This window comes from Vreelandella salicampi (assembly GCF_013415105.1).
In the GTDB taxonomy this organism is placed as follows: Bacteria; Pseudomonadota; Gammaproteobacteria; order Pseudomonadales; family Halomonadaceae; genus Vreelandella; species Vreelandella salicampi.
The window spans coordinates 64,703-90,572 of the sequence record NZ_JACCDF010000012.1; the positions used below are offsets into that span (position 1 = coordinate 64,703).

At 57.5% G+C, this 25,870-nt stretch carries 25 protein-coding genes; 11 read left to right on the plus strand and 14 right to left on the minus strand.

Annotation, left to right across the window (positions count from 1 at the left end):
* The first annotated feature begins 195 nt into the window (after positions 1–195).
* The 6 genes from HZS81_RS13370 to HZS81_RS13395 all read left to right on the plus strand — a co-directional run bounded on the left by HZS81_RS13370 (position 196) and on the right by HZS81_RS13395 (position 4,652).
* Positions 196–1,575 carry an MFS transporter gene (locus HZS81_RS13370; protein ID WP_179931071.1) on the plus strand — a complete coding sequence of 460 codons (1,380 nt, stop codon included), beginning with the start codon at positions 196–198 and terminating at the stop codon, positions 1,573–1,575.
* Positions 1,576–1,686: 111 nt separating this feature from the next.
* The gene (gene ssb / locus HZS81_RS13375; protein WP_179931072.1) at positions 1,687–2,292 is read left to right on the plus strand and encodes a single-stranded DNA-binding protein; all 606 of its coding nucleotides are present in this window, start codon (positions 1,687–1,689) and stop codon (positions 2,290–2,292) included.
* A 160-nt stretch (positions 2,293–2,452) separates the two neighbouring features.
* Complete coding sequence (gene relB, locus HZS81_RS13380; RefSeq protein WP_179931073.1) at positions 2,453–2,641, plus strand: type II toxin-antitoxin system RelB family antitoxin; 189 nt, start codon at positions 2,453–2,455, stop codon at positions 2,639–2,641.
* Positions 2,628–2,906: a type II toxin-antitoxin system RelE/ParE family toxin gene (locus HZS81_RS13385; RefSeq protein WP_206679557.1), complete on the plus strand. Its 279-nt coding sequence runs from the start codon at positions 2,628–2,630 to the stop codon at positions 2,904–2,906. Before relB ends, HZS81_RS13385 begins: the two co-directional genes overlap by 14 nt.
* 121 nt (positions 2,907–3,027) lie before the next feature.
* Positions 3,028–3,930, plus strand: coding sequence for a sugar nucleotide-binding protein (locus tag HZS81_RS13390; protein ID WP_179931074.1), 903 nt, complete (start codon positions 3,028–3,030; stop codon positions 3,928–3,930).
* Positions 3,927–4,652 carry a lysophospholipid acyltransferase family protein gene (locus HZS81_RS13395; protein ID WP_179931075.1) on the plus strand — a complete coding sequence of 242 codons (726 nt, stop codon included), beginning with the start codon at positions 3,927–3,929 and terminating at the stop codon, positions 4,650–4,652. The genes HZS81_RS13390 and HZS81_RS13395 overlap by 4 nt, the downstream gene beginning before the upstream one ends.
* Before the next feature lie 91 nt (positions 4,653–4,743).
* Here the strand turns inward: HZS81_RS13395 and fabB are convergent, their stop codons facing one another.
* From fabB to HZS81_RS13415, 4 genes are all read right to left on the minus strand, one after another.
* On the minus strand, positions 4,744–5,961 hold the full coding sequence (gene fabB, locus HZS81_RS13400) for a beta-ketoacyl-ACP synthase I (RefSeq protein ID WP_179931076.1): 1,218 nt from the start codon (positions 5,959–5,961) through the stop codon (positions 4,744–4,746).
* Between the two features lie 12 nt (positions 5,962–5,973).
* Positions 5,974–6,489: a 3-hydroxyacyl-[acyl-carrier-protein] dehydratase FabA gene (gene fabA, locus HZS81_RS13405; RefSeq protein ID WP_179931077.1), complete on the minus strand. Its 516-nt coding sequence runs from the start codon at positions 6,487–6,489 to the stop codon at positions 5,974–5,976.
* A 115-nt stretch (positions 6,490–6,604) separates the two neighbouring features.
* Complete coding sequence (locus HZS81_RS13410) at positions 6,605–9,628, minus strand: EAL domain-containing protein (protein WP_179931078.1); 3,024 nt, start codon at positions 9,626–9,628, stop codon at positions 6,605–6,607.
* 113 nt (positions 9,629–9,741) lie between these two features.
* Positions 9,742–10,626 (minus strand): helix-turn-helix transcriptional regulator, encoded by an 885-nt coding sequence (locus HZS81_RS13415; RefSeq protein ID WP_179931079.1) that lies wholly within the window; start codon positions 10,624–10,626, stop codon positions 9,742–9,744.
* A gap of 118 nt (positions 10,627–10,744) precedes the next feature.
* On the opposite strand from HZS81_RS13415, the gene HZS81_RS13420 reads away from it, so the two are divergent.
* The 4 genes from HZS81_RS13420 (at position 10,745) to HZS81_RS13435 (ending at position 13,793) form a co-directional block, all read left to right on the plus strand.
* Positions 10,745–11,449 carry an ABC transporter permease gene (locus HZS81_RS13420; RefSeq protein WP_179931080.1) on the plus strand — a complete coding sequence of 235 codons (705 nt, stop codon included), beginning with the start codon at positions 10,745–10,747 and terminating at the stop codon, positions 11,447–11,449.
* Positions 11,446–12,201, plus strand: coding sequence for an ATP-binding cassette domain-containing protein (locus HZS81_RS13425; protein WP_179931081.1), 756 nt, complete (start codon positions 11,446–11,448; stop codon positions 12,199–12,201). Before HZS81_RS13420 ends, HZS81_RS13425 begins: the two co-directional genes overlap by 4 nt.
* 43 nt (positions 12,202–12,244) lie before the next feature.
* Complete coding sequence (locus HZS81_RS13430) at positions 12,245–13,051, plus strand: ABC transporter substrate-binding protein (RefSeq protein ID WP_179931082.1); 807 nt, start codon at positions 12,245–12,247, stop codon at positions 13,049–13,051.
* An 88-nt stretch (positions 13,052–13,139) separates the two neighbouring features.
* On the plus strand, positions 13,140–13,793 hold the full coding sequence (locus HZS81_RS13435; protein ID WP_179931083.1) for a peroxiredoxin: 654 nt from the start codon (positions 13,140–13,142) through the stop codon (positions 13,791–13,793).
* Between the two features lie 85 nt (positions 13,794–13,878).
* On the opposite strand, the gene HZS81_RS13440 is transcribed toward HZS81_RS13435, so the two are convergent.
* Positions 13,879–14,127, minus strand: a complete 249-nt coding sequence (locus HZS81_RS13440; RefSeq protein WP_179931084.1) for a hypothetical protein — start codon at positions 14,125–14,127, stop codon at positions 13,879–13,881.
* Between the two features lie 145 nt (positions 14,128–14,272).
* On the opposite strand from HZS81_RS13440, the gene HZS81_RS13445 reads away from it, so the two are divergent.
* Positions 14,273–15,139, plus strand: a complete 867-nt coding sequence (locus HZS81_RS13445) for an alpha/beta fold hydrolase (protein ID WP_206679558.1) — start codon at positions 14,273–14,275, stop codon at positions 15,137–15,139.
* Here the strand turns inward: HZS81_RS13445 and HZS81_RS13450 are convergent.
* The 9 genes from HZS81_RS13450 to HZS81_RS13490 form a co-directional block, all read right to left on the minus strand.
* Positions 15,119–15,568 carry a protein tyrosine phosphatase family protein gene (locus HZS81_RS13450; RefSeq protein ID WP_241697503.1) on the minus strand — a complete coding sequence of 150 codons (450 nt, stop codon included), beginning with the start codon at positions 15,566–15,568 and terminating at the stop codon, positions 15,119–15,121. The genes HZS81_RS13445 and HZS81_RS13450 overlap by 21 nt on opposite strands.
* Positions 15,569–15,654: 86 nt before the next feature.
* The gene (locus tag HZS81_RS13455) at positions 15,655–16,563 is read right to left on the minus strand and encodes an MBL fold metallo-hydrolase (protein WP_179931086.1); all 909 of its coding nucleotides are present in this window, start codon (positions 16,561–16,563) and stop codon (positions 15,655–15,657) included.
* 182 nt (positions 16,564–16,745) lie between these two features.
* Positions 16,746–17,747 (minus strand): cytochrome d ubiquinol oxidase subunit II, encoded by a 1,002-nt coding sequence (gene cydB / locus HZS81_RS13460; protein WP_194249379.1) that lies wholly within the window; start codon positions 17,745–17,747, stop codon positions 16,746–16,748.
* Entirely contained in the window at positions 17,744–19,162 is a 1,419-nt protein-coding gene (locus HZS81_RS13465; RefSeq protein WP_179931087.1) for a cytochrome ubiquinol oxidase subunit I, read from the minus strand. Before HZS81_RS13465 ends, cydB begins: the two co-directional genes overlap by 4 nt.
* A 194-nt stretch (positions 19,163–19,356) precedes the next feature.
* Positions 19,357–21,048, minus strand: coding sequence for a thiol reductant ABC exporter subunit CydC (cydC, locus tag HZS81_RS13470; RefSeq protein WP_179931088.1), 1,692 nt, complete (start codon positions 21,046–21,048; stop codon positions 19,357–19,359).
* Positions 21,035–22,768, minus strand: a complete 1,734-nt coding sequence (cydD, locus tag HZS81_RS13475) for a thiol reductant ABC exporter subunit CydD (RefSeq protein WP_179931089.1) — start codon at positions 22,766–22,768, stop codon at positions 21,035–21,037. Before cydD ends, cydC begins: the two co-directional genes overlap by 14 nt.
* Positions 22,769–22,900: 132 nt before the next feature.
* Positions 22,901–23,644 (minus strand): ZIP family metal transporter, encoded by a 744-nt coding sequence (locus HZS81_RS13480; RefSeq protein WP_179931090.1) that lies wholly within the window; start codon positions 23,642–23,644, stop codon positions 22,901–22,903.
* Positions 23,645–23,746: 102 nt separating this feature from the next.
* A complete protein-coding gene (locus HZS81_RS13485; RefSeq protein ID WP_179931091.1) occupies positions 23,747–24,388 on the minus strand; it encodes a hypothetical protein in 642 nt (213 codons plus the stop codon).
* A gap of 43 nt (positions 24,389–24,431) precedes the next feature.
* Entirely contained in the window at positions 24,432–25,769 is a 1,338-nt protein-coding gene (locus tag HZS81_RS13490) for a sensor domain-containing diguanylate cyclase (RefSeq protein ID WP_179931092.1), read from the minus strand.
* Between the last annotated feature and the right edge of the window lie 101 nt (positions 25,770–25,870).

Sequence of the window (25,870 nt, forward strand, 5' to 3'; positions counted from 1 at the left end):
ACCCTGTTCGGCAAAGCGGATGGGATGTGACGCATGCAGGGCCAACGTTTCCACCGGTCGTTTCCACTATCGAGGCAACGCGCTAGAATAGCGGGCTATCTCAACGTATTGTCACCATCGCTGATCGGAACGTTCCGTCGTACTTTTACATATACGTTCAATCGTACTTGCAAGCGTACTTGCCACAAGGATTCTATGCGTAAGGTTTCCGCACTGCTGTTGGCCTCTGAGCGCCGTGCTATTAGTGGTCTTGCCGGGCTCTATGCCTCGCGTATGCTCGGGCTTTTCATGGTGTTGCCGGTACTGGCGATCTATGCCGAAGCCTTAACCGGGTCCACGCCGCTTCTTATCGGCGTGGCATTAGGGATTTACGGCTTGACCCAAGCATGCTTGCAGATTCCGTTCGGCTGGTTGTCAGATCGCTTTGGGCGCAAACGGGTGATTGCGTTGGGGCTTGTGTTGTTTGCTGCGGGGAGCGTGGTGGCGGCGCTGGCGGATTCGATTACCGGTGTGATCGCCGGGCGCGCGTTGCAGGGAAGCGGTGCGGTCGCGGCGGCAATCATGGCGCTGTTGGCGGATCAGACGCGCGAACAGGTACGCACCGCCGCGATGGCGACGATTGGCATCTCGATTGGCATTTCATTTGCGCTGGCGATGGTGCTGGGGCCGTGGCTCGCCGCCTGGGCTGGGCTTGCCGGGGTGTTTTGGTTTACCGCCGCGCTAACGCTCGTTGGGCTTTTGGCGCTGTGGCGCTGGGTACCGCCGGCACCTCGGCGGCTTAAACACCGTGATGTGGGGATGGATCGCCAGCAGTTGCGCCATGTGATCACACGCCCGGATCTATGGCGGCTAGACCTGTCGATTTTTACCCTGCATTTAGTGCTAATGGCGATTTTTGTCGCCGTGCCGTTTCGGTTGGTCAATGCCGGTATCCGCATTGAACATCACGGCCTGGCTTATTTGGGGATTATGGGCGCGGCCTTTGTACTGATGGTGCCGCTGGTGATCGTCGCCGAAAAAACGCAGCGTATGAAGCTCATGTGCTTAGTGGCGATTGGCGCGATAGTGCTGAGTTTGGCAAGCCTGGGGCTGCCGGTATCGCAAGGCGCGGGACTATTCGTCTGGCTGCTGGTGTTTTTCACCGGCTTTAACTTGCTAGAAGCGACACTGCCTTCCATGCTCAGTAAACTCGCCCCGGCGGGAGCCAAGGGCACGGCGATGGGGGTGTACTCCACCGGGCAGTTTTTAGGCGCTTTTTTAGGCGGAACGCTAGGCGGGTGGCTGGCGCATACCGGGGGGTTAGAGGCGGTGTTTCTCGGCGCGGCCGCGCTGGCATTTTTATGGTGGGTGGCGATGTGGTCGATGCCTTCGCCGCCGCCGCTATCGAGCGAAGTGGTCGCTCTCAGCGAGGAACATACCGATACGCTAGATGCCTTGTTGGAGCGCTTAGCTGATGTGGCTGGCGTGGAGGACGTGATGGTGGTACCGGAGGAGCGGCTGGCCTACCTTAAGGTCAACCGCCAGCAGCTCGATCAGGCGGCATTATCACGGCTGTTATCACCGCCCAAGCAATAGCCCGAATGCAGAAAAAAGCATGAACGGCGTCATATATTGACGAGCGTTTTGACGATAGTGTTTGTAGTGAGTTTTAGACAGCTTTATAAAGACAGATAAGGAGCAGCTTTTATGGCGCGTGGCATCAACAAAGTCATTTTGATTGGCAACCTGGGGCAAGACCCTGAAGTACGTTTCACCCCATCAGGCACTGCGGTGGCGAATCTCAACCTGGCGACCACCGACACCTGGACGGATCGCCAAAGCGGCCAGCGCCAGGAGCGTACCGAGTGGCACCGTATCGTGCTATTCAATAAAACCGCAGAGATTGCTCAGCAGTACCTGAAAAAAGGCTCCAAGGTCTATATCGAAGGGCGCCTGCAAACGCGTAAATGGCAGGACCAGAACGGCCAGGACCGCTTCACCACCGAGATCGTCGGCAACGACATGCAGATGCTCGACTCCCGCGGTGGCGGCGATTTCCAGGGCGGCGGCATGTCACAAGGCAACTATCAAGGCGCTCAGCAAGGTGGTGGCTACCCGCAGCAGAATGCCCAGCAGGGGAACCCGTACCAGGGCGGTGGCCAGCCCCAGCAAAACGCACCTCAGCCCGCCCCTAACCAGCAGGGCGCACCCGCGCAGCCGCAGCAAGGCCAGCAGAACAATCAACAAAACAATAACTACGGCGCGCCCGACCCCGGTAATTTCGACGATTTCGACGACGAAATACCGTTCTAGCGCATGGTAAAATAGTATGTAAAGTTGCCAGCTGTTCTTAAGCTGTATTTGTCTATTAAAGGCCCTGAGAAGGGCCTTTAATACGCTTTGGTTTTAACCTGCATTGGGCAATGGGGCTGGCGTGCATTAGACTGTTAGGAAAGAAGCAAAGGGGATGAAGATGAGCACTCCGCTAGATCCGATTGTTAGCGAGTTTGAGACACAAGAGCAGGCTGATAGCTATGATCGCTGGTTTCGTGAGCGCGTCCAAACTAGCCTCGTTGATCCACGGCCGAACATTGCGCATGATGATGTCATGGCAGAAATGCGTGAGCTGATCGAAGAAAAACGGCGGCATGCTGCCGGTTGAATGGCGCCCGGAGGCGCGCTCAGCACTGTGGCAAATTATTGACTATCTTAGTGACTGCAATCCTTACGCATCAGCGTCGCTGTTTTTGGCCATTGAGGAGGCGGCTGAAGCACTTCCCCAACACCCCTACCTATACCGTCCTGGCCGAGTGGCTGGTACACGTGAAGCGGTTATTCATCCCAATTATGTTGTGGTTTATCGCGTTGCCAACACCCATATTGCCATTGTTGATGTCCTGCACACACGCCAGCAGTACCCTCGTTAGTGCCAGACAGCCGCCAAGGCGAGTGTCGACACACCGCATAAGCGTTTAGAATGGATAGCCTGACAATAAGTGGGCGTGCGGCGATGCGCGCCATGCGAATACGCGATAGGGAGAGGCGTTCGTGAAGCTGCTGATTTTAGATGCGGGGCACTGTTTGAGTCTGGCGCTGGCGCGTGAGGCTAGCCGCCGCTCGGATACGGAGCTGGTGATTGAGCAAGATACTGACCTTACGCCCGAGTACTTAAAGAGTGTGGCTCCGGATGCGGTCATTATTCCACCGCTGGCGCATCCGCTTTCCATGGCGCCGGCCTCGGTTACCGCGCACGCCGATGCGGTGGATATATGCCTCGACGCCTGCCGCGCCCAAGGGGTGCCGTTGGTGTGGTGCGTGTCGGATCAGCTGTATGAAGATGGCTGCGATGTGCTGATTGATGAGCACGTTGTTCCTGCGCCGCGGGATGATAGCCTGCGCCGCTTGGTCAAAACCGGTAACCGTATTCGGGCAGACTACCCACACCATGTGATTGTGCGCTTGGGGCCACTGTTTGCGCTAGAAGGTAGTCACGCGTGGGTCAACGAAATTATCGATAGTTTGGTGGTGGGCGATAGCGTGCGTGCGGCAGAAGATGTGATTTTCTGCCCTACCTCCGCAGATGCGGTCGCGCTGGCGCTGGTGGGTATGCTGCAGCAGCTTAGTTGCGGTGCTAACGCCTGGGGCGCGTATCACCTGGCGGGTACGGAGCCGGTCAGCGCATTTACCTTTACCTCGATGGTGCGCACGCAGTTGGCAACGCACTTAGAAGGGCGCGGTGAAACGGTCACGCTCGGCGAAGTAAAAGCGTTGAATCACCACCACGATGCCAAGCTGCGTCGGGTTCTGAACTGCCGTCGTGTGTTGGATGTGTTTGGTGTTCACCAAAAGCCGTGGCGGCTAGAAGTGGGAAGGCTTTTAGATGCGTGGTGCTTAACCCGTGATGCACAAGAAAAGGATAGTGGTGATGGCACGGAGGGTGCATCTTTATGAACACCGTTCGTAGCGCGGTTTTTTATTTGGGTTATTTCACCGCCATGTTGGTATGTGGTGTGTTGTTTCTGCCGATCTCCCCGTTTTTGCCACTCTCTGCCCGCTACCGACTCCTAAATCTTTACAATCACTTTATCGTTGTCTGGTTTGGCATCGCGTGTGGCGTACGCTATGAGATCGAAGGCCGGGAAAACTTACCCAGCGGCCCCTGCGTGATTCAAGCGAACCACCAATGCGAGTGGGAAACGGTATTTCTGCAGGTGATGAAACCGCCGGTTTGCACCGTGCTCAAGCAGGAGCTACTAAAATTTCCCATATTTGGCTGGGCGCTGCGGTTATTGCACCCGATTGCGTTGGATCGCTCTCGGCCCGCGCGGGCGATGAAACAGGTGCTGACGCAAGGGGAAGCGCGTTTAAGAAATGGGCTTTCGGTGCTGATTTTTCCTGAAGGCACGCGGGTTGATCCGGGCCAGCGCCGGCGCTACAACAAAAGCGGTAGCGTGATTGCTTGCCGGGCGGGCGTGCCGGTACTGCCGGTGGCACACAATGCTGGCGAATGCTGGCCGGGGCGTCACTGGGTGAAACGGCCCGGCGTGTTGCGGGTGCGGATCGGCGCGCCGATCGAAACGACAGATAAAACCCCGGATGTGGTGATAGCGGAAGTGGAAGCCTGGGTGGAAGGGCAGCTCCAAGAGATTTCTGAGGTGCCGCGCCCCGAGTAGAGCGTCATAAATAGTCCAGCAAAAAACGGCACCGCTGCATTAGCAGCGGTGCCGTTTTCGTTTATCGCTTACGTTTATCGCCTATTAGCGATTAATTCGCATAGCGCTGGAACACCAAGCAGGCGTTGGTACCGCCAAACCCGAAGCTGTTCGACAGCACCCGGTTTAGCGTCACGCCATCGCGGCGCTGGGTCACGATGTCAAAGCCATCAGCCTGTTCGTCGAGGTTTTCAATATTGGCAGAAGCCGCAACGAAGTCATTTTTCATCATCAGCAGTGAGTAAATCGCTTCCTGCACACCGGTAGCGCCCAAGGAGTGACCGGTAAGCGACTTGGTCGAACTCATCGCTGGCGTGGTATTGCCAAAGACCTCGCGCACGGCTTTAAGCTCGGCGACATCGCCCACGGGCGTGGAAGTGCCATGAGTGTTGATGTAGTCGATATCGCCGTCGACCGTAGCCATCGCTTGGCGCATACAGCGCGTAGCGCCTTCGCCGGAGGGGGCGACCATATCGTGGCCGTCAGAGGTAGCCCCGTAGCCAACCAGCTCACCGTAAATTTTGGCGCCGCGGGCTTTGGCATGCTCTAACTCTTCAAGCACCAACATGCCGCCGCCGCCGGCAATGACAAAACCGTCGCGGGCCTGATCGTAGGGGCGCGAGGCTTTTTCCGGGGTGTCGTTGTAGTGGGTCGAGAGCGCGCCCATGGCGTCGAATAGGCACGAGAGAGTCCAGTGCTCTTCTTCACCGCCGCCAGCAAATACAACATCCTGCTTGCCCATCTGGATCTGTTCCATGGCGCTGCCAATGCAGTGTGCCGAGGTCGCGCAGGCAGACGAGATCGAGTAGTTCACGCCTTTGATTTGAAACGGCGTCGCCAAGCAAGCGGACACGGTGCTACCCATGGTCCGCGTGACGCGGTAAGGGCCAACACGACGGAGGCCTTTCTCGCGTAGCACATCGGCAGCTTCCACTTGGTTGGCGCTTGACGCACCGCCGGAGCCGGCGATGAGTCCAGTGCGCTCGCTGGACACTTGTTCGGGCGTTAATGCCGCGTCTTCGATGGCTTGAGCCATGGAGACATACGCGTAGGCGGCGGCATCGCCCATAAAACGCAACAGCTTGCGGTCGATGAGCGCTTCAAGGTCGATATCCACGCTGCCGGCGACATGGCTTCTAAAGCCACGCTCGGCATACTCGTCTTTAAAGCGAATGCCGCTGCGCCCCTGTTTGAGCGCTTCTAGCACCTGTTGCTGGTCGTTGCCCAAGCAAGAAACGATGCCTAGGCCGGTGACTACCACTCGTCGCATGGGAGCCTCCTGTTAAAAATTCGCAGTGGAGGTAAATAGGCCAACGCGCAAGTCGTTTGCCTGGTAAATATCACGCCCGTCGACAGCAACGGTGCCGTCGGCGATGCCTAAGATTAGGCGTCGCGTAATAATACGCTTGACGTTGATACGGTAGGTGACTTTTTGCGCATCGGGCAAAATTTGGCCGGAAAATTTCACGTCGCCGCAGCCGAGCGCGCGGCCACGGCCGGGGTGGCCAAGCCAGCCAAGGTAAAAGCCGACGAGCTGCCACATAGCATCCAGCCCCAGGCAGCCGGGCATGACCGGGTCACCGGGAAAGTGGCAGTCAAAAAACCACAGGTCAGGGGTAATATCCAGCTCGGCGATCAACTCGCCCTTATCGTGCTCACCACCGGCTTCCGTAATAGCCGTAATGCGGTCGAGCATCAGCATATTGGGAGCCGGAAGCTGTGCGTTTCCGGGGCCAAAAAGCTCGCCGCGCGAGCAGGCCAGCAGTTCTTCGCGATCAAAAGAGTGTTGCTTGGTCACTGAGTCGTTCCGAGTGTCGAGATGATTGTGAGCCTAGTCTACTTCCCGAAGCGAGCGAATGCACGTAGCGCCGTATTCTTTCCCTTTAGGCTCAATAGCGTCGTGCATAGGGAGCCTAATATTCAGAGTTTGTTGCCTCGGGGTTTGTTGTAGCGTCGGGCAGCGTAAAACCTTCTACCCACGGTAACATCTCGTTGGCGGGCATGGGGCGCGCGAAGGCATAACCTTGGCCGTACTTGCAGCCGAGTGCCAGTAGTGCCCGCGCATGGGCATAGGTTTCCACCCCTTCGGCAATAACGCGTCGCTGAAACGCCTTAGCGAGGCTGAGCACGCCTTTGAGCATGACCAAATCTTCGTTGTTTTCGAGCATATTGAACACGAAGCTGCGGTCGATTTTAAGCTGGCCGACGGGTAAGTAGCGCAGGTAAGCCAGTGAGGCATACCCCGTGCCGAAGTCGTCCAAGGAAAAGTGGGCGCCAAAGCGTTGGCAGTGCCGCATAATCTCCGCCACACGATGGATGTCATCTAAGGCGCTACTTTCTAACACTTCGATTTCGATATCGCCCGGTTCCACGCTGGGGTAGCGCGAAAGCGTATATTGCAGCCAGTCGGCAAAGCCTGCGTCTTGCAGGTGAATGCCATCGATATTGATGCTAACCGGCAAATGCACACCGTGCTTTTTCCAGGCGCAAAACTGCGCTATCGCCGTGCATGCCACCCATTCGCCCACGGCGATAGCGAGCGAGTGCTGTTGCAGATCGGGCAAAAACGCTACCGGCGGTAGAAGGCCTCTGTCGGGGTGCTGCCAGCGAATCAGCGCTTCGACACCAATCACCTCACCGCTATGCATGTTGACTTTGGGCTGATAGAAAAGCACAAACTCGTCATTGTTCAGCGCTTGCTGTATACGGGCGATGCTCTGGTGATGGCCGCGTACGGCGCGTTCGTGCGCGGAATCAAAAATGTGGTAGCGGTTTTTACCTAGCTGTTTGGCCTGATACATAGCGTGATCGGCCTGACGAATAAACTGATCCGGCTCGATATCATCATTATCCTCGGTAGCGTGGCCGACGTAGCAAGCTACGCCAATACTGGCCGAAACGCGGAGTTCATGCCCGGCGAGCTGCATCGGTTGGTTGACGCGCTGTATGAGGGTGCTGATGACCCGCTGCATCGCTTCGTCGCTGTGTTGGTGCGGCAACATAATCACAAATTCATCGCCGCCTAGGCGTGCGACCGTGTTATCGCTGTCTACCGCGCTGCGAAGCCGTTCGGAAATCGTTTTTAACACCCGGTCGCCAAGTACGTGACCATAAATGTCATTAATCTCTTTGAAGCCGTCAAGATCAAGGTAGGCAAGCACCACGCGATGCCCGTGGCGGCGGGCGCTTGCCATGGCGTGTGTCAGGTGCTGGGTCAGGCGCTCGCGGTTGGGTAGATCCGTCAGGCGATCAAAATAGGCCAGGTGCTCCAGCCGGTTTTCGTACTCTTTTTGGCTGGAAATATCAGTAAAGACAATCACAAAGTGGGCGCTGCGGTCAGCGCTGTTATCGACCCGTGAAATGGTTAAAAGCGCTGGGTAATGCTCGCTATTTTTGCGGGTTTCCTTCACTTCGCCCTGCCAGATACCCTGCCCGCGGCTTAGCCGATCCAATAGCGTCGTACGCGTATGAAGGACCTCCTCAACTTCAAACCCGGTAATGCGCGTGAATGCCGCGTTGACATCCACAATCACGCCGTTGCTATCGGTAAGTAGGATGGCGTCGTGGGCGTTGCGAAAGACGCTAGCCGCTAAGCGAAGTTCGGCCTCAGCGTGGCGCTCGGCGCTGATATCAATGCGGGTACCCGACATTTTAAGTGCGTCCCCTTGGCCATTACGGCTAGTAACCTTGCCGCGGTCAAGCACCCATAGCCAGTGACCATCGCGGTGGCGCAAGCGGAACTCGCAAGAATAGCTAGGCGTTTGACCGCGTAAGTGGGCGTCAAGCGCTTGCTCGGCCTCGGCAAGGTCATCCGGGTGAACCCAGAGCCGCCACTGAGAGAGGCTGCAATGGGTCAGTTCTTCGGGCGTGTAACCCAGCATTTCGGCCCAGCAGTCGTTGACGCTAAGTTGCCCGCTGACAACATTCAGCTCCCAAGTGGCGGTGTGTGTGACGTGTAGTATTTCCGTTAAGCGCTCTTGGTGATGACGTAGCTCGCGGGTTTTGCGGCGGACTAGCTGGCGCAGCCGTAGGTTCCAGGCGATCACCCAGAGGGTGGCGATAATCACGAGGAGCGCATGGGGCCAGTAGTCGCGCCAGTTGATACGCGCGGAAGGCAACATTTCGCCAAGCCACTTTTCGTTCAAGCGATCCAGCGTGCCTTGCTCGCGAGCCTTCTTGATCCCCTTGTTGAGGATGCTTTTTAGCGGTTGATTGCCCTCGATAACCGCCATGGCGTTCAGGCCGGTATAGAGCGGCTCTCCCACCCGTTTCATCTCATCGTTTAACCCTTCACGATAAAGGTGATAGAGCACGATTTGCTCATCACCGATCATGGCGTCGGCGTCACCCGCTAAAACGACCTGAGCGGCTTCAGCAAAGTTGGCGGTGGTAACGAGTTCGGTATCCAGGCCTGTTTCTGCCAAATATTCTTCGGCATAGTCATCACGCTGGGTGGCCACGCGACGGCCTTTTAGATCTTGTAGTCGCGCGATATCGGGGCGATCTGCGCGAACAAAAATGGCGGTCGGGACCTCGAAAATCGTTTGGGTAAAGTCAAAGCGTTGTTCGCGGCGGGGGCTGTAGAAAAAGCTGGTGAGGACATCGGCGTCACCGCGTTGGATCTGCGCTTGGGCGGTGCTGAAGTCAGTGCTAACAAACTGGGCGTGAAATCCCGCCTCGGTGGCGATCCAGTGGGCCAGTTCCACCATCATGCCCTGTCGCTCGCCGTCATCATTGATAAACTCAAACGGTGGGTAGGCGCGTTGGCTGACAAAAACAATCGGCTCGTTTTTCGCGAGATAGGCTTTTTCCGTCTCGTTTAGCCGGATATCAGGCTCATCGGCGTAAGCCGAGAAGGTGAATAGCAAGCCGATAAACCCGGCTAAAAGCCAGCGCTGACAAAACGATTTGGCGGTGCAGTCCTTGCTTTCAGCCACGCGAAAAGCCCCTTTGTTGATGGTGGTGCCGCCGCTAAATTGATGACACTAAGTAGCTTCGCGTAACTTTTTTGTTACGTCTAGGACTCAGGTCAACTTTTTGATGATGCCACCTAAGCGTTATACACCACGCGTCCAAGCTCACTGATATCGTAGCCCCCCAGTGCCTCGGCGCGCTGGGCAAATCGCTCGCTGCGGGTAAACGCGAGTAGTTGCTGAACCGGTGGCTCAAAGTAGTGGCGTCGGCGCATCGCAAGGTCAAAATGCTCTTGATGCAGCGCAATAAACGCTACGCCTTGACGCCGTGCCGCGGCTTCAATACCCAAACCGGCGTCAGCCTCACCCTGGCGGATGGCTAGCGCCAAATCGTCTTCGCTGAGTGATGGGTTTGCAGCCCAGGTAAGCGTATCGGTGTTTAGCCGGTGGCGCGTGAGTAGGCTTTGAAGCAGATGGCTGGCGCCGGCATCGGGCTGGCGGTGCGCGATGCGTACTCCAGGGCGGGCGATGTCCTCAAACCGTGTCAGTCGGTGAGGGTTGTCAGCGGCCAAGAGAAGCCCCTGCTGACGTTTGGCCCAGCGGATCATGACCAAATCGCGCACCCCGTTAAGCCCTAATTCGTCGGGGTCATTGTAGCGCTTTGTATCGGCCTGCCAGATATGCATGCCGGCAAGCATGGCGCGCCCGGTGAGCAGCCGCTGCACACCATCGCCGCTGCCTTGGCATAGCAGCGCCAATTCGGCGCTGCTCTCTTTCATCGCCCACTCCAAGAGCGGGTCCTGACTGCCCGCCAGCACCGGTGGAGTTGGTGCGCTGGCAGCGTGGTCGCCTTCCAAGTGGTTCATCAGCCAGAGATCAATGCGTTGGCGGGGAAAGAGCAGCTTCCCCGTCACCCGCACGCAGGGGATTACTCCCTGGCTGACCAAATCGTAAACCTTGCGCTCTTTGAGACGCAGATAGTTAGCGACTTCGGCGGTGGTGAGGTAAGCAGGAAGTGGCATGGCAATACCCTGTTGGCTAAGAGATAAGCAGTTTTACTGCCTCAAGCTGCATATATTTCAATAACAGATGAAAAACGTAACATAACAGACGACGATGCAGCTCTACCAAGGAGATCGCATGCCGCAAGAGACCAACGTTTTTTTTGTCGCGCTATCGCTGCTGTTAAGCGGGGACGCGGCGCTGATGAGCATTGTGGCGCTGTCGCTGAAAGTGTCGCTGATCGCCGTGCTGGCGTCGGCCATGCTGGGCTTCCCTTTAGGGGCCGCGGTGGCGCTGTGGCGCTTTCCCGGCCGTGGTGCGGTAGTGGTGGCGCTTAACGCGCTGATGGGGCTGCCGCCGGTGGTGGCGGGGCTCTGCGTTTATCTGCTGCTCTCCCGCGCGGGCCCGCTGGGTGAGTGGGGGCTTTTGTTTACCCCCACGGCGATGGTGATTGCTCAGGTGGTGCTGGTGCTGCCGATTTTGGCTGCGCTGTCACGCCAGAAAGTGGAAGAACTTTTAGGCGAGTACCGTGAGCAGTTCGTGTCGCTGGGGATGTCGCGGCTGCGCATGATGCCAACCCTTTTGTGGGATGCGCGCTTTGCCTTGCTGACGGTATTACTCGCGGGGTTTGGCCGCGCCAGTGCCGAGGTCGGCGCGGTGATGATGGTGGGCGGCAATATTGACGGCGTGACCCGGGTGATGACCACCGCCATTGTGCTGGAAACCAGCAAGGGAAATCTGCCGTTGGCGCTGGGCTTAGGGATTGTACTGCTGACGCTGGTGATGCTGATTAACGCCGCCGCCTATGTAATTGGTGAGATGGCGAGGAGGCGCATGGGATGACATCGCTCTCGATTCCTGACGCACACACTATCCCTGATGCACAAGTAGCGAGCTACCAAGCCGCGAACCTCTCGTTTGATGCGGTCAGCTTTTACCACCAAGGCAAAACGCTGTTCGGGCCGTGCTCGTTTACCTTGACGGGCGCCGGCCCGACGCTGGTGATGGGACCCAACGGGGCAGGGAAAAGCCTCCTGTTGCGCCTGGCGCATGGGTTGCTTTCGCCCACTCAGGGGCGCGTGTCGTGGTCGCCCGCTCGACCGCGCCAGGCGATGGTCTTCCAACAGCCGGTGCTGTTGCGTCGCTCGGCAATTTCCAACCTCACGCACGCGCTGGCGGTGAATAAGACTCCGCGTAAGGCGCGCAAACCGCTCGCTGAAGCAGCACTAGCGCGCTTTGGTCTCATCGCCTGCACCGATACGCCAGCGCGCGTGCTCTCCGGCGGCGAGCAACAGCGCTTAGCGCTCGCCCGCGCCTGGGTACTTGAGCCCGAGGTGCTGTTTCTGGATGAACCCACCTCCGCGCTCGACCCGGCAGCCATCAAAGCGGTGGAAGCGGCGGTGCACGCCTTTCAGCGTCAAGGCACGCGCATTGTGATGACCACTCACGATGTGCATCAAGCAAAGCGGCTGGCGAGCGATGTACTGTTTGTTGCCGGTGGCCACGTACGCGAACACACGCCAGCGGATATGTTTTTTACCGCGCCCGCCTCAAAAGAGGCGCAGGCATTTCTTGCAGGAGAGCTGATCGAATAACGGAGCTCTGACTGTTTGTGCGCCGTGAGAGGAGAACGACAAAATGAAAATAACGTTACCATTGGCCCTTGCTGGCATCATGACCACGGGTTGGGCCATACAAGCCCACGCTGAAGGCTACATTACCTTGGCGTCGACCACCTCGACGGAAAACTCGGGGCTGTTCGATACTATCTTGCCGCTATTCGAGCAAGCGACCGATATCGAGGTGCGCGTGGTAGCCGTCGGCACCGGCCAGGCGTTTGAGATCGCCCGTCGCGGAGACGCCGATAGCCTGTTGGTGCACGACACGGCGGGCGAGAAGGCGTTTGTCGAGAACGGCTATGCCACGGAGCGCGCTGATGTAATGGTTAACGACTTCGTGCTGATCGGCCCGGCAAGTGACCCAGCGGGCATCGCCGATGCACAAAGCGCCGCCGAGGCATTTGCGGATATCGCCGAGGCTGAGCTGCCTTTTGCCTCGCGCGGCGATGACAGTGGTACCCACCGCGCGGAGCTTCGTTTGTGGGAGAACGCTGACGTCACGCCGGAAGGCGACTGGTACCGCGAGCTGGGCAGCGGTATGGGGCCAGCGCTCAATACCGCTGCCGCCATGGATGCCTACGTGATGTCCGATCGCGCCACCTGGGTAGCCTTTGAAAACCCGCAAAACCTGACGCTACTATTCGAGGGCGACGACGTACTGTTTAACCAGTACGGCAGCTTATTGCTATCAGAAGCGCGCCATCCGCACTTAAAGCATGATCTTGCCAAGCAGTGGCACCAGTGGTTGTTGTCAGAGGATGGTCAGCAGGCGATTGCGAACTTTGAGGTAGGCGGCCAGCAGCTGTTTTTCCCTAATGCGCAATAAGACGTCGTGACGAGTGGTCGCGGTTGTAATGTGATGTCACCGGACTCATGTTATATAGGTACCACTCAACTCACATAAGGAGCCGATTATGTCACTACGCATAAACCAAGTTGTGCCGGATTTTGAAGCCGATACCAGCCAAGGCAAGATTCGCTTTCATGACTGGATTGGCGACAGCTGGGCGATCTTGTTCTCGCACCCGAAAGATTTTACCCCGGTGTGCACCACCGAGTTTGGTGCGGTCGCGTCGTTAAATGAAGAGTGGAAAAAGCGAGGCACCAAAGTGATCGGTGTGTCGGTCGACGGCGTCGAAGACCACAAGGGCTGGATCAACGACATCGAATCCTATTGCAGTAACGATGTTCAGTTTCCGATCATTGCCGATGAAGGTCTGGAGGTTTCCAAGCTCTTCGATATGCTACCGGCAGAAGCCTACCTGCCGGACGGCCGCACCCCTGCGGATAGCGCCACGGTTCGCTCGGTGTTTATCATCGGTCCGGATAAGCAGCTCAAGCTCTCCATGACCTACCCGATGACCGTTGGCCGCAACTTCGCCGAGATACTGCGCGCGCTGGATGCACTGCAGACCACGGCCCAGCATGGCGTTGCAACACCGGCTGACTGGACGATTGGGCAAGATGTCATCATTCCGCCGAGCGTTTCAGATGAAGACGCCAAAGCAAAATATGGTGAATACGAAACTATCTTCCCCTACCTGCGTAAGACCAAGCAGCCTAAGTAATTAATACAGACAGCTATTGTTAGACAGCCAAGCCACCCTGGACTTACGGGGTGGCTTTTTTGCGCGAAGGCGCAAGGTGGTGGGCTTAAAAGGTCCAGGTCATATTGTCCCAGGCGTGAGCTTCTTGAGAAGGTGCTTTCTCACGGGCGCTATCAAGCTCCTCTTGCGTCACATCGCTTAAGCCGTAGGCGTAGCCCTGGCGCTTGGCGTGGCCTTCAATCCAGCCGCTGGTATAACGAAACCCTGGAACCCCTTTAAGAGTTTGATGTTTGTTGCCCCGTTCGCCGTCAACAAAGCCGCGAAGCCAGGCAAGTCGGTAACTACGAACGAACATAAAAATACCTTAATATCCTAATATCTTAGCCAATAGTATAGCGTATCGGGTGTTGCGCTGCAGCATCTTCGGTGTAGTTAGGAATATTGTTAAGCGTGTTGTTAAAAACGTTGTTAAGAACGTTGTTAAGACAGGAGGGTGGCAGGTGTATACGTGGCTTTACGCGGCAGGATTGTTAGCTGGCGGTTCGGCGCTGGGCATTGTGCTGCAGCAGCGTTTTCATCGCCGTTTGCACCGCGAGCTCGCCGCACCCCGGGAGCCGGTGAGCAACACGCTTGATGCTTACTCGCTAGAAGGTGAAACGGTACACTTCCCTACCCAGCGCGGGCGGAAACTAGAAGGCTGGTGGTTGCCTGCGGCATCTGCCCAAGGGCACGTGGTGATGACTCACGGCTGGGGAGCAAACCGCGCCACTCTGTTGGTGTTGGCGCCGCTTTTGCTGGAGGCCGGCTGGAACGTGCTGGTGTTTGACGTGCGCAACCACGGTAACAGCGATAGCGATACGTTTTCCTCTATGCCGCGTTTCGCCGAGGATATCGATGCGGCGCTTGCCTGGTTGCACAGGGCCCACGCCACGCGTCCGGTCGCGCTGATCGGTCACTCGGTGGGTGCTGCCGCCACGCTGCTTGCTGCTTCGCGCCGCGACGATATTACCGCCGTGGTGAGCCTTTCAAGCTTTGCCCACCCGGATGGCATGATGCGACGCTGGCTTTCCGAGAAAGGCCTGCCGTTTTTCCCCTTGGGTTGGTACGTGCTGCGCTATGTTGAGCGCGTGATCGACCACCGCTTTGATGCCATCGCGCCGGTGAATACGTTGGGTAAGATACGCTGCCCGGTGCTCTTGGTGCACGGCGAAAATGACACCATCATCCCGCTTAACGATGCGTATACCCTTGCGGATAAGCACAACAACGCGACGTTGCGCTTGGTAGAAGGTGGACACGACTTAAGCGAAAGCCTTGCACACCACGGCGATGAGCTGGTGGCGTTTTTACGTGCGGCGCTGCCATGAATTACTTTGTGCAGCTTCTAGTGTGCTGCGGCGCTCTTCCAGGTCGTGGCCCGCTTCGTGGGCAGCCGCCAGCAGTGCAGGGATATCGCAGCTGTGCTCTTGGCTTTTCGCGTGCGCCCAAAGATGCACGGCGCGCTTGCCGCTGCGGCAGAAGGCGAGAATCGGTGTTGGGAGTTCATCCAGCGCGCGACTAAACGCGGCGATGTCGGCGTCGCTGTACTCGCCCGGCGTCACGGGAATGCAGCGCCACTCAAGCCCCAGCGCGTGCGCTTTGGTGCTCAGCGGTTTGTCGTCTGGGTGGTCATTCGCTTCACCGGGGCGGCGATTGCAGATCACCGATTTGAAACCGCGCTGGGCGACATCTTCCAAATCATCCGGGGTAATCGCGTCGCAAATGGCAAAGCCTGGCTCGAGCTCTTGGATATTCAAGGCAATCTCCTTATGTTTTCGGTACACCCCTGTCATCGACAGCAGGGTGTCGTAATCGTGCGCGACATGCGGTTGCGTTGGTTATGTTACTCCCAGGCAGCGCCTTCTAGGGCATCTAGCGGGATTTTTAGGTAGCGTTTGCCATTGGCTTCCGGCTCCGGCAGGCGCCCGCCACGTGTGTTCACTTGCAGCGCATGCAGGATCAGCTTCGGCATCGGTAGCTCGCTGTCACGCTTGTCGCGCAGGGCGATAAAGTCTGTCTGATTGACACCGGCCAGGTGCGGGTTCTCGGCTTTTTGCTGCTTAACCGTACTTTCCCACTGCGGTTCACGGCCATCTGGCATGTAGTCATGGCCGGTGAACAGCCGCGTGTCCTCTGGTAGGGCGAGGATCGCCTGAATCGAATCCCACAGCGTTTTGGCGCTGCCCCCCGGGAAATCAGCGCGTGCGGTGCCAAAGTCGGGCTGAAACAGGGTGTCGTGAACAAAAGCGGCATCCCCAATCACGTAGGTGATTGAGGCCAGCGTGTGGCCTGGCGAAAACATCACTCGTGCATCAATATTGCCGACCTTAAACGTCTCGCCCTCGGCGAAAAGATGATCCCATTGGCGGCCGTCGGCGGGGAAATCCGGCCAGTGATAAATCCCTTTCCATAGCTCTTGTACGTCTTTAACGTAAATGCCAATGCCCGTGGGAGCGCCGGTCTTTTCTTTCAGATAGTGTGCCGCCGAAAAGTGATCGGCGTGGGGGTGGGTGTCGAGAATCCACTGCACGGTAAAGCCTTGCTCGTTGATGTAAGCCAAGAGCTCATCGGCATGGTGGGTAGCGGTGGCGCCCGATTTTTCGTCGTAATCGAGCACCGGGTCAATAATCGCGCACTGTTTCGTTGCCGGATCGCTGACGATGTACTGCACGCTGAACGTGCGCGAGTCAAAAAAGCCGGCGACATCGGGCGCGCTGGCATTTGTGCCGTGTGAAAGCGAAAACGTTTGCATGGTGCCCTCCGTAAAGGAGTGAAATAAAGTTTCTATTTGATTCTAAAGATAGCTCATATTCTTATATAAGAAAATAACTTCTCTGCATAGCGAATATAGTGCCGGGGTATCAAAAAAAGGGCGCCGATACCGGCGCCCAGGTCTGCATTCAACATGCAGAGGGGAGATAACCAGAGCCGCTGTTAGTGGTAGCCTTCGCCGACTTTGACCTTGCCGCGGAAGACCCAGTAGGTCCACGCGGTGTAGGCGAGCACAATAGGAATGATAAACACGACGCCAATCAGCAGGAAAAGCTGCGATTCGGGTGCTGAAGACGCATCCCAGATGGTGTAGTCGGGGGGGACGATAACCGGCCACTTGCTGGCGATTAGCCCCAAATAAGTGAAGATGAAAAGCCCCAGCGCCATCACGAAAGGAAGCTTTTCCTGCTGACGTTTGACGCTGCGGTAGAGCATGCCCGCGCATACAAATGCCAGAATCGGCAGGATCCAGATAAGGTGAATTTGATTTAGCCAACGCTCACGTACGGGCAAGCTTACAAGGGGGGTCCATAGGCTGACGATAGCGAACACGATCAGCACCGCAAGCAACAGCTTCGGTGTGATGCGATACGCCCATGCTTGTACGTAGTCCTCAGATTTTAGTATCAACCAGGTAGCACCGAGTAGCGCGTAGCCCGCCATTAAGCCGAGGCCCGTGAGCACGGTGAACGGGGTGAGCCAGTCGAACGCGCTGCCGACGTAAACAAAATCTTCCACCGCAAAACCCTGGATATACGCGCCGACCACCGCGCCTTGGGCAAACGTGGCCACCGCCGAGCCCCAGCAAAAGGCGCGGTTCCACCAGTGGCGATTTTTACTCGACTTAAAGCGAAATTCAAACGAGATACCGCGGAAGATAAGCCCCGCTAGCATCAAGAAAACACCGATATACAGGGCGGGCAGAAACACCGAATACACCAGCGGGAAGGCACCTAAGAGGCCTGCGCCCCCGAGCACTAACCAGGTTTCGTTGCCGTCCCATACCGGGGCGACGGAGTTCATCATCACATCCCGCGCTTCGTCATCGGGGGCAAAGGGGTACAAAATCCCTAGCCCCAGGTCGAAGCCATCCATCAGGACGTACATAATCACGCCAAAGCCGATAATACCGGCCCAAATCAACGGCAAATATAAATCGATCATGAGCGGGCTCCTTGCATGTCACTGTCGTCGTCATCGAACGGCGTATGCACAGCGGAGAAGGGGCGCTTGGGGCGCTCAACTTCGCCTTGGGTTTCTTCAGGGTCTTCCAGCATGCCGTTGCGCACTACGCGGGTGAGGTAGTAAACACCCACGCAGAACACCACGCTGTAAACCGCGATATAGCCGATTAGGGTAAACAGCGCCATGGCACCGGTCAGCGACGGTGTGACCCCTTCCGCGTGGGACATGACGCCATAAACCAGCCACGGGGCACGACCGGATTCGGTGACAATCCAGCCAGCCAGTACCGCAACAAAGGGCGACACAATCATGCCGACCAGCACTTTCAGGAACATCGGACTCTGGTAGAAGCGGTCGCGGCGGCGCAGGATCAACCCGGCAATCGCCACGCCGATCATCGCAAAGCCAAGGCCCACCATGATGCGGAACGACCAGAACACAATCGCCACCGGCGGCTGCTCATCGGGCGCTGCTTCAGAAATACCCGGAACGACGCCATCCGTGTGGTGGGTCAGGATTAGGCTGGCAAGGCTCGGAATGCCGATTTCGAAGTGGTTGGTTTGGGCGTCTTGGTCGGGGATGGCGAACAGCAGCAGCGGTACGTTAGATTGAGTTTCCCAATTGCCTTCCATCGCGGCAACCTTCGTGGGCTGGTGCTCCAGCGTATTCAAACCATGAAAGTCGCCGACAACGGCTTGCGCCGGTGCGAGAAATAACAGCAGCCACAAACACATGGAAAGGGCTTTTTTGTTGGCTTCAACATCACGTTGACGCAACAAGAACCAAGCACTGACACCCGCAACGACAAAACCGCCGGTTAAGAACGAGGCCATGCCCATGTGCGAAAAGCGATACCAGAACGACGGGTTAAAGATCGCCTCCATCCAGGACGTAATATGGAAGCGGCCGTCAATGACCTCAAAGCCGGCCGGGGTCTGCATCCAGCTGTTGGCGGAAAGAATCCAGAACGAGGATATAAACGTCCCTATCGCGACCATAATGGCAGCAAACAGATGCACACCTTCAGGGACTTTATGGCGACCAAAGAGCAGCACACCAAGGAAGGCCGCTTCAAGGAAGAAGGCCGTCACCACTTCGTAACTGAGTACGGGGCCAAGGAAGTTCGACGTCGCCTGGGCGAAATTACTCCAGTTGGTGCCGAACTGGAACGACATCACGATGCCTGACACTACGCCCATGCCAAACACGACGGCGAAAACCTTGGTCCAAAAGAGTGCTAGGCGATCCCAGGCGGGGTTTTCGGTTTTATAAAAAAGGCCATGCAGCACGGCAATATATGACGCCAACCCGATAGTGAATACCGGAAATATGGCGTGAAATGAAACCACAAAGGCAAACTGCAGCCTCGAGAGTAACAGCGGATCAAGCTCCATGATTACCTCCCAGAGCACGTCGCGGGGCAAGAGATAAGCACTTCGGCAACAATAAAAACCCGTAAATAGCGCCGGAGTTTTTATCCGTAATTGGAATATGCTTATCATGTAATTTCTATTTTAGAGTAAAATCCTGGTCGCTATAAGCTTAAGTTAATCTATTGGCGATGGCGTATTGTCGCAGTGAAGGGCGCTTAATCCGCTAGCGCCACCGCGTGGGTGATGCGTGGCGGTAAGGGGGCATTTTTGTTAAGACCATGAACAAGATAGATCACACTACGACCCGCCAGCCAGGAATCCATAAAGTTTGACAAATGTTGTGCAGTAAGTTCATCAACGCCAGCAAACGGTTCATCTAGCAGTACAAGGTCTGGATCGCGCAAAAATAGCCGCGCCAGCGCCACGCGGCGAGCTTGCCCCCCCGAGAGCTGACGGCCGCCTTCCCCAACGCGGGTTTTTAACCCTTGAGGCAGTGTGTTCGCCCATTCGGCCAGATCGACGTTTTTCAGCACGCGCCACAGTGCGGCATCGTCGGCCTCGGGATTCGCCAGGCGTAGGTTGGCCGCGAGGCTGTCGTCTAAAAGCTCGGTTTGTTGGGTAAGCACAGCAACGCGTTGGCGCAACGTGTCTTCTGGCCACTGAGCAAGCGGCACGCCGCCGAGGGTGATGTGCCCTGAGGTGGGGGATAGCTGACGGCTCACGAGGGCGGCCAGGGTGGATTTACCCGAGCCGGAAGCGCCGGTTATCGCCAAGCGCTCGCCGGGGTTAAGGGTCAGCGAGAGCGACGTCAGCGCCGGCTGAAGGGCACCTGGATAATGCACGTGCACGTTTTCCAGTGTCAGCGTGTGAGCGTTTTTCACTGGCTGAGAAACCTCAGTATTTGTCGGCATTTGCTGTGCGTTAAGCTGGTTTAAGCGCGCCGCGGCCCCTTTGGTGGCGCCAAGCCAGGTGAACGAGGCCGGCAGTGCCCCAAGCGCCTCGTTCATGGCGAGTACCGCCATCACTAGCATCACCATCACCGGGCCGCTAACCGTCCCGGCCTGCCACGCTTGGGCGGCAAACCAAAGTGTCATCAGCGTGGCGGCACTTACCAGCCACCCTTCCAGCGCGTTGCCCAACGCCGATAGTCGCCCGAGCGTTCGCTGGTCGTGCTGCAAGCGCATTTCAATCTCATCGAGACGCGCGCGGTGGTCAGCCAAACTGCCGTAAGCTTCCAGTTCCGCCAGCCCCTGAAGCTGCTCAATGGCGCGGCTACGCAGCGCTTCCAGCTGGTGAACGTGGCGCTCGCTTGCCGCCATGCCCAGCCGCGCCTGGCCGAGCGTCAGCCATAGCCACCCAAGAATGAGCACAGCAGCAAGTAGCGCGCCGGCCCTCGGAACAAAGATCGCGACGCCGCCGCTCAGCAGGAGAATCGCGACTAAGGCCACCGCAGGCGGTGCAAGCAGGCGCAAATAGAGACTATCCAGGGTGTCGATATCAGCTGTCAGGCGGTTGAGCCAGTCGCTGGCGCGACGTTTGGCTAGCGTGCGGCTATCCAGCCCAGCAAGCACGCCAAAAAGCTGGGTGCGTAAATCCGATAGCAGGCGCAGTACCGTATCGTGGTTGTACAAACGCTCGACGTAACGGGTCACCGTGCGGCTGACGGCGAAAAAACGAATTGCCCCGCCGGGTACGTAGACCTCAAGGCTGGCGGCAACGCCTGCGGCGAGCAACAGCCCGGTGATACCGGTGGCGGTAATAAACCACCCGGAGATAGCCAAAAGCCCCAGCGCTGAGAACAAGGTGAGCGCCATGAGTAGCGCACCCAGCCATAGCCGCGCACGGCGTTTGGCCAATGCCGAAAGCCACGGGCGTAGCGTGTCGAAAAGCGTATCAGGCGGGGTCATCGCGCACCTCCTGGCCTTGAGCTGAGTAAAGATCGCCGTGTTCGATATGCCAGTGGCGGTCGGCCAGGGCCTTAAGCGCCGGGTGGTGGGTGGCAATCACCAGTGTGCGGCCTTCGCGCTTGAGCGCTTCAAGCCCCTGCATCACCGCGCGCTCGGTGTGTTCATCCAGGCTGGCGGTGGGCTCATCGAGTAACACCAGTGGCGCCTGGGAGAGGAATACCCGTGCCAGCGCCAGCCGCTGCGCTTGCCCGCCGGAAAGCCCTACACCGCGCTCGCTAATAGACGTTTCGACACCGTGGGGTAAGCCGCTGACCAAGTCAGAGAGGTCCGCATGGGCGAGCGCTTGGTGAAGCGCCTCGTCGCTGGCTTTCGGGGCGGCGAGGCGTAAATTTTCCGCCAGCGTGCCCTGAATCAGCAGGGGGCGTTGATCCATCCAGGCAAAGCGTACATCGGAAGCGACCAATCGCGAGCCCTCGCCTGGGTCGACAAAACCGGCGAGCAGCTGCAAAAGCGTTGATTTACCGCTACCCGAGGCGCCGGTAAGTATCACGGTTTCACCGCGCGCGAGCGAAAGGGTGACCGGGCCAAGCACCACGCCACGCTCCGGGTGGGAAACGCGGGCGTTTTGCAGCGCGATAAGTGTATTGGGTGCTTCCGGCACGGGAGGCGTGTGGCCGGTACGCGTGGTCGGCGGCGGCTCGGCGAGTAAGTTGACTAGACTATCGGCTGCCCCCAGCGCGGCTGCGCGGTCGTGGTAGTGCTGGGCAAGGCTTCTTAGTGGCTGAAAAAATTCCGGCGCCAGCAGCAAGATGAATAAGCCGCTAAATAGCGTTAGCTCATCCGAGGGGCCGTACTCGATGTAGCCAAGAAGCCCAAAGCCGATGTAAATCGCCACTACGGCAATCGCCACCGCAGCAAAAAACTCCAACACCGCCGAGGAGAGAAACGCAAGGCGTAGGGTGCGCATGTTGCGGGTGCGGTAGCCTTCGGAGGCCGCCCACACGCTTTCGCGCGCCTGCGCCGTTTGGCCGAACAGCTGCAGCGTGGTGAGGCTTCTTACACGGTCGATAAAGTGCCCGGAAAGACGCGCGACCGCGGCGAACTGGTCACGGTTTAAGCGCTCGGCGCCCATGCCGACGAGCGCCATAAAGAGCGGAATCATCGGCGCAGCAAGGGCAAGAAACAGCGCCGCCAGCCAATCTTGCCGCAGAGTAATGACGAACACCCCTAACGGCAGCAGCGTGGCAAGCCAGAGCTGCACGCGAAAGTGGGCAAAGTAGCCGTCCAGCGCTTCCACTTGTTCTACCAGCTGATAGGAAAGCGACGCGGAGTGATAGCCCGACAGCCGCACTGGCCCGAGCGCGATCATATGATGTAAAAGCCGCTGGCGAAGCCGTTTGCGGATGGCGAGTGACGCCTGTTGGCTCAGCGTTTCTTGCAGGTAGGTGAGAAGCCCGCGGAGCGGCAGAATCAGAAGCCATAGCGCGAAGAGCGGGCTGAGCTCGCGTAGTGGCTGTGAATCGACAATAAGAGCGGTAACACACCAAGCAAAGAGTCCCATTTGCACCCAGGTAAACGCACCGGCCAACAGGCCGCTTGCCACGGCAAGCCTAAAGCGGCGTTGCTCCTCGCGCGCGAGCTGGTTGAGTAATTGCTTAGCGCTATTGCCACTTTTATCGCTTTTAGCACTCGTAACACTATTAGCACTAAGTGCCGCCATGACAGCCCCTTAAATTCGAGCCCCTGAATTTGAGGTCCTGAAACTTGAGAAAAGTAGTCAGGTAATGCCGTTAGAGTACGGCGAAAGTCGAGCTTTACCAAGGCGAGTGCGGCAAAGCGTCTCGATAGCGCCTCATTGCATAGCGTACTGAAAGGCATACATGCAAAAGAACGCTAGCACGACGGTGGTGGCAACGGCTTCAGGTGAGGCATCTTTGAGCGCATCGGGGAGTAGTTCGGCGAAGACCATCCACATCATGGCGCCGGCGGCGATACCCAGGCCTACGGGCAAAAAAGGCGCAAACCAGGTAACGAACAGAAACGCCGGCACCGCCATCAGCGGCTGCGGCAGGCTGGTAAAAATACTCCACCATCCGGCTTTTAACACCGACATGCCGCGTGGGATCAGTACTAGGCTGATGGCTAACCCCTCTGGAATATTGTGAATGGCAATCGCGGCGCTGATGAACATGCCGAGCGACTCCCCGCCGCCGTAAGACACCCCCACGCCGACGCCTTCGGCAAAGGAGTGAATGGTCATGATCCCTAAAATCAACAGCGCCTTTCGCGCATTCGCGCCGCTTAATTCACTAACATCCGGCGCACCATGGCGGGAAATAACCCGGTCAGATACCACCACGAGCAAAAGCCCCAGTGCCATTCCCAACAGGGTTAACCAAGGGGCATCGCCGCTGCCTTCGCTTACTAGGCTGTGGCTGGCGGCCAACATTAACCCGGCGGCCAGCGCGTTGAAAAGGCTGAGCCAACGAGGGCTGAACTGCTTCACAAACAGAAAGGGGAGCGCACCTAAACCGGTCGCGATGGCGGTAATCATCGCGGCAACAAACACGACCCAAACGGTGACCTCAACAGACATAATCGGCTCCTTATGCAGGATTCGCGGGAATACGGTGCGCTTGATCCGTGTTGACAAAAAAGCTGACGCCTACGAATAGATTAGCGTCGCTGTGAGGACACGCTAATTTGTCGACTGTTCGGAGCTATCGGTTTGGGACTGCCCCGTCCGCTCGGGGTTGAGCTCCTGTTCAATCCAACCCGCGACGTCGCGGCGATAGCGTCGCTTGACCAGCTGCTCGGTATGGATGTTTTGTGGGGAGATGCGCGTGCGTTTGTCGTGGTGCAGATAGAAACGCCGCCGCGCGCCTACTGGGTATTGGCTCGGGCCGTGGATCACCGCCGCGCGTAGCTCCAGTTCCGTGACGTTCTCTAGTAGCTGCCCGGCGTCCTCCTCCTCGCTGCGCTGGCCGAGGATGATATCCCGAAATGTCCCTAATACCAGGTAGCCCCCAGGCTGAACCGGACCTTGGCGTAGGCTCTGCTGAATATTGGTGTCATCGGCGTTAACACGGTCGTAGCGCGTAACGGTGAACACTTCTTGCTCATGGTGCTTAGTTCTGATATACGCCTGGACGCACTGCACATGGACCGGTTCCTTGCCCATATTCACCAGCAAGCAAAGCGCGCCGGGACTGTCGTTCTGGGCGTGGTGAATCACCAAATAAGGGCGGTTATTGCGCCGATATTGAACAAAAAAGAGCTGAAAATAGATCACCCAGACCACGGCCATCACCGCGCTGCTGATAGGGGCTATGTATTCCATGAGGGTATATATTCCATTATGGATTCTATGAAGCTATTGCCATTTAATGTGGCTGGTCACAAACACTGGCAATAGGCGGTGCTTCAATGACTTGGTTCCGGCCTGAGTGTTTCGCCCGGTACAACGCCTCGTCGAGACGCTTCATGCTGCTGTGAGAGCAGTCGGTGGACTGCAGCGTGGTGACGCCAAGGCTGGCGGTGATCGTCCCCACCACGCTAAAACGGTGCGAGGCGATCTGCTGACGTAATCGTTCGGCGAGGTGGTGCGCTTCACTTAAGCCGGTATCGGGCATCAGAAGCACGAACTCTTCGCCGCCCCAACGGGCGAGTAAATCGGGCACACGCAGGCTTGTCTGGATGAGCTGGGTAAGCTCCACCAGCACCTGGTCGCCGACATCGTGGCCGTGGGTATCGTTAACGGGCTTAAAGTGATCGATATCGAGCAGTATCAGCGCGGTGGAAACACTATGGCGGCGGCGTCGGGCGAGCGCTTTCTCTATCTCTTCGTCAAAGCGTTTGCGGTTAAAGGCGCCAGTAAGGTGGTCGGTAATGGCGTTGTGCTCAAGCTCTGCTTCCAGGCGTTTCTGCTCGGTAATATCTTGTATGGTACCTACCATACGCCGCGCTTGGCCGTCTGGGCTGAATTCTATTTGGCCGCGTTGATGTAGCGTGCGCACGCTGCCGTCGGGGTGTACCACACGGTGCGTGATATCGTAGGGCGCGCCGCGCATCGCTGCGTCAAAGGCGGTTTGAACACGCTTACGGTCATCGGGGTGAACGGCCTGCATGAAAATCGCATGCGTAATGCGCTCGCCTTGAGGACGACCGAACATTTGGTAAATCTGCTCGCACCAGCGGATTTCGCCACGCTCAAAGTCGGAAATCCAGTTGCCTAAGCGGGCGATGCGCTGCGCTTCGAGCAGGTCTTGCTCGCGCTGTAGCAACGCTTGGCGCTGCGCTTGATGCTCGCTGGTATCGCGCACCGTGGCTTGCAATACCGTGCCCTCGGGCAGATCAAGGCGGTAGAGCATCACCTCGGCGGGAAAGTCACGTCCATCAAGATCACGCATTTGCCAATCAAAGAGCACTTGACCGACGTTAAGCGCCTGCTTTATATGCACGTTGCCTTCAATATCGCTGCGCTGGCCACTTGGCTGCGTGCGTGGTGAAAGCGTGACGATATCCAGCTTAGCGATCTGTTCGCGATCTTGAATGCGAAAGAGCGCTAGGGCGGCGGGATTGCAATCGAAAATACGTCCGTGTTGAAAGAACAAGATCGCTTCGCGCGATTGGGTGAATGTGGCTTGATAGCGGCGTAAAAGGGTAATATCAGCCGCCTCAACGACGTCTTTTTCGTTATGTGTCGAGTGCTCAATCGCCATCTCGGGGTCCCTGTCGAGGCATCAAAAACGTATGCTGTTACGCATGCTGTTTTATGGTTGCGGGCTGGCCTGCTCGCCATCCTGGCGTCGTCTTTATTCCA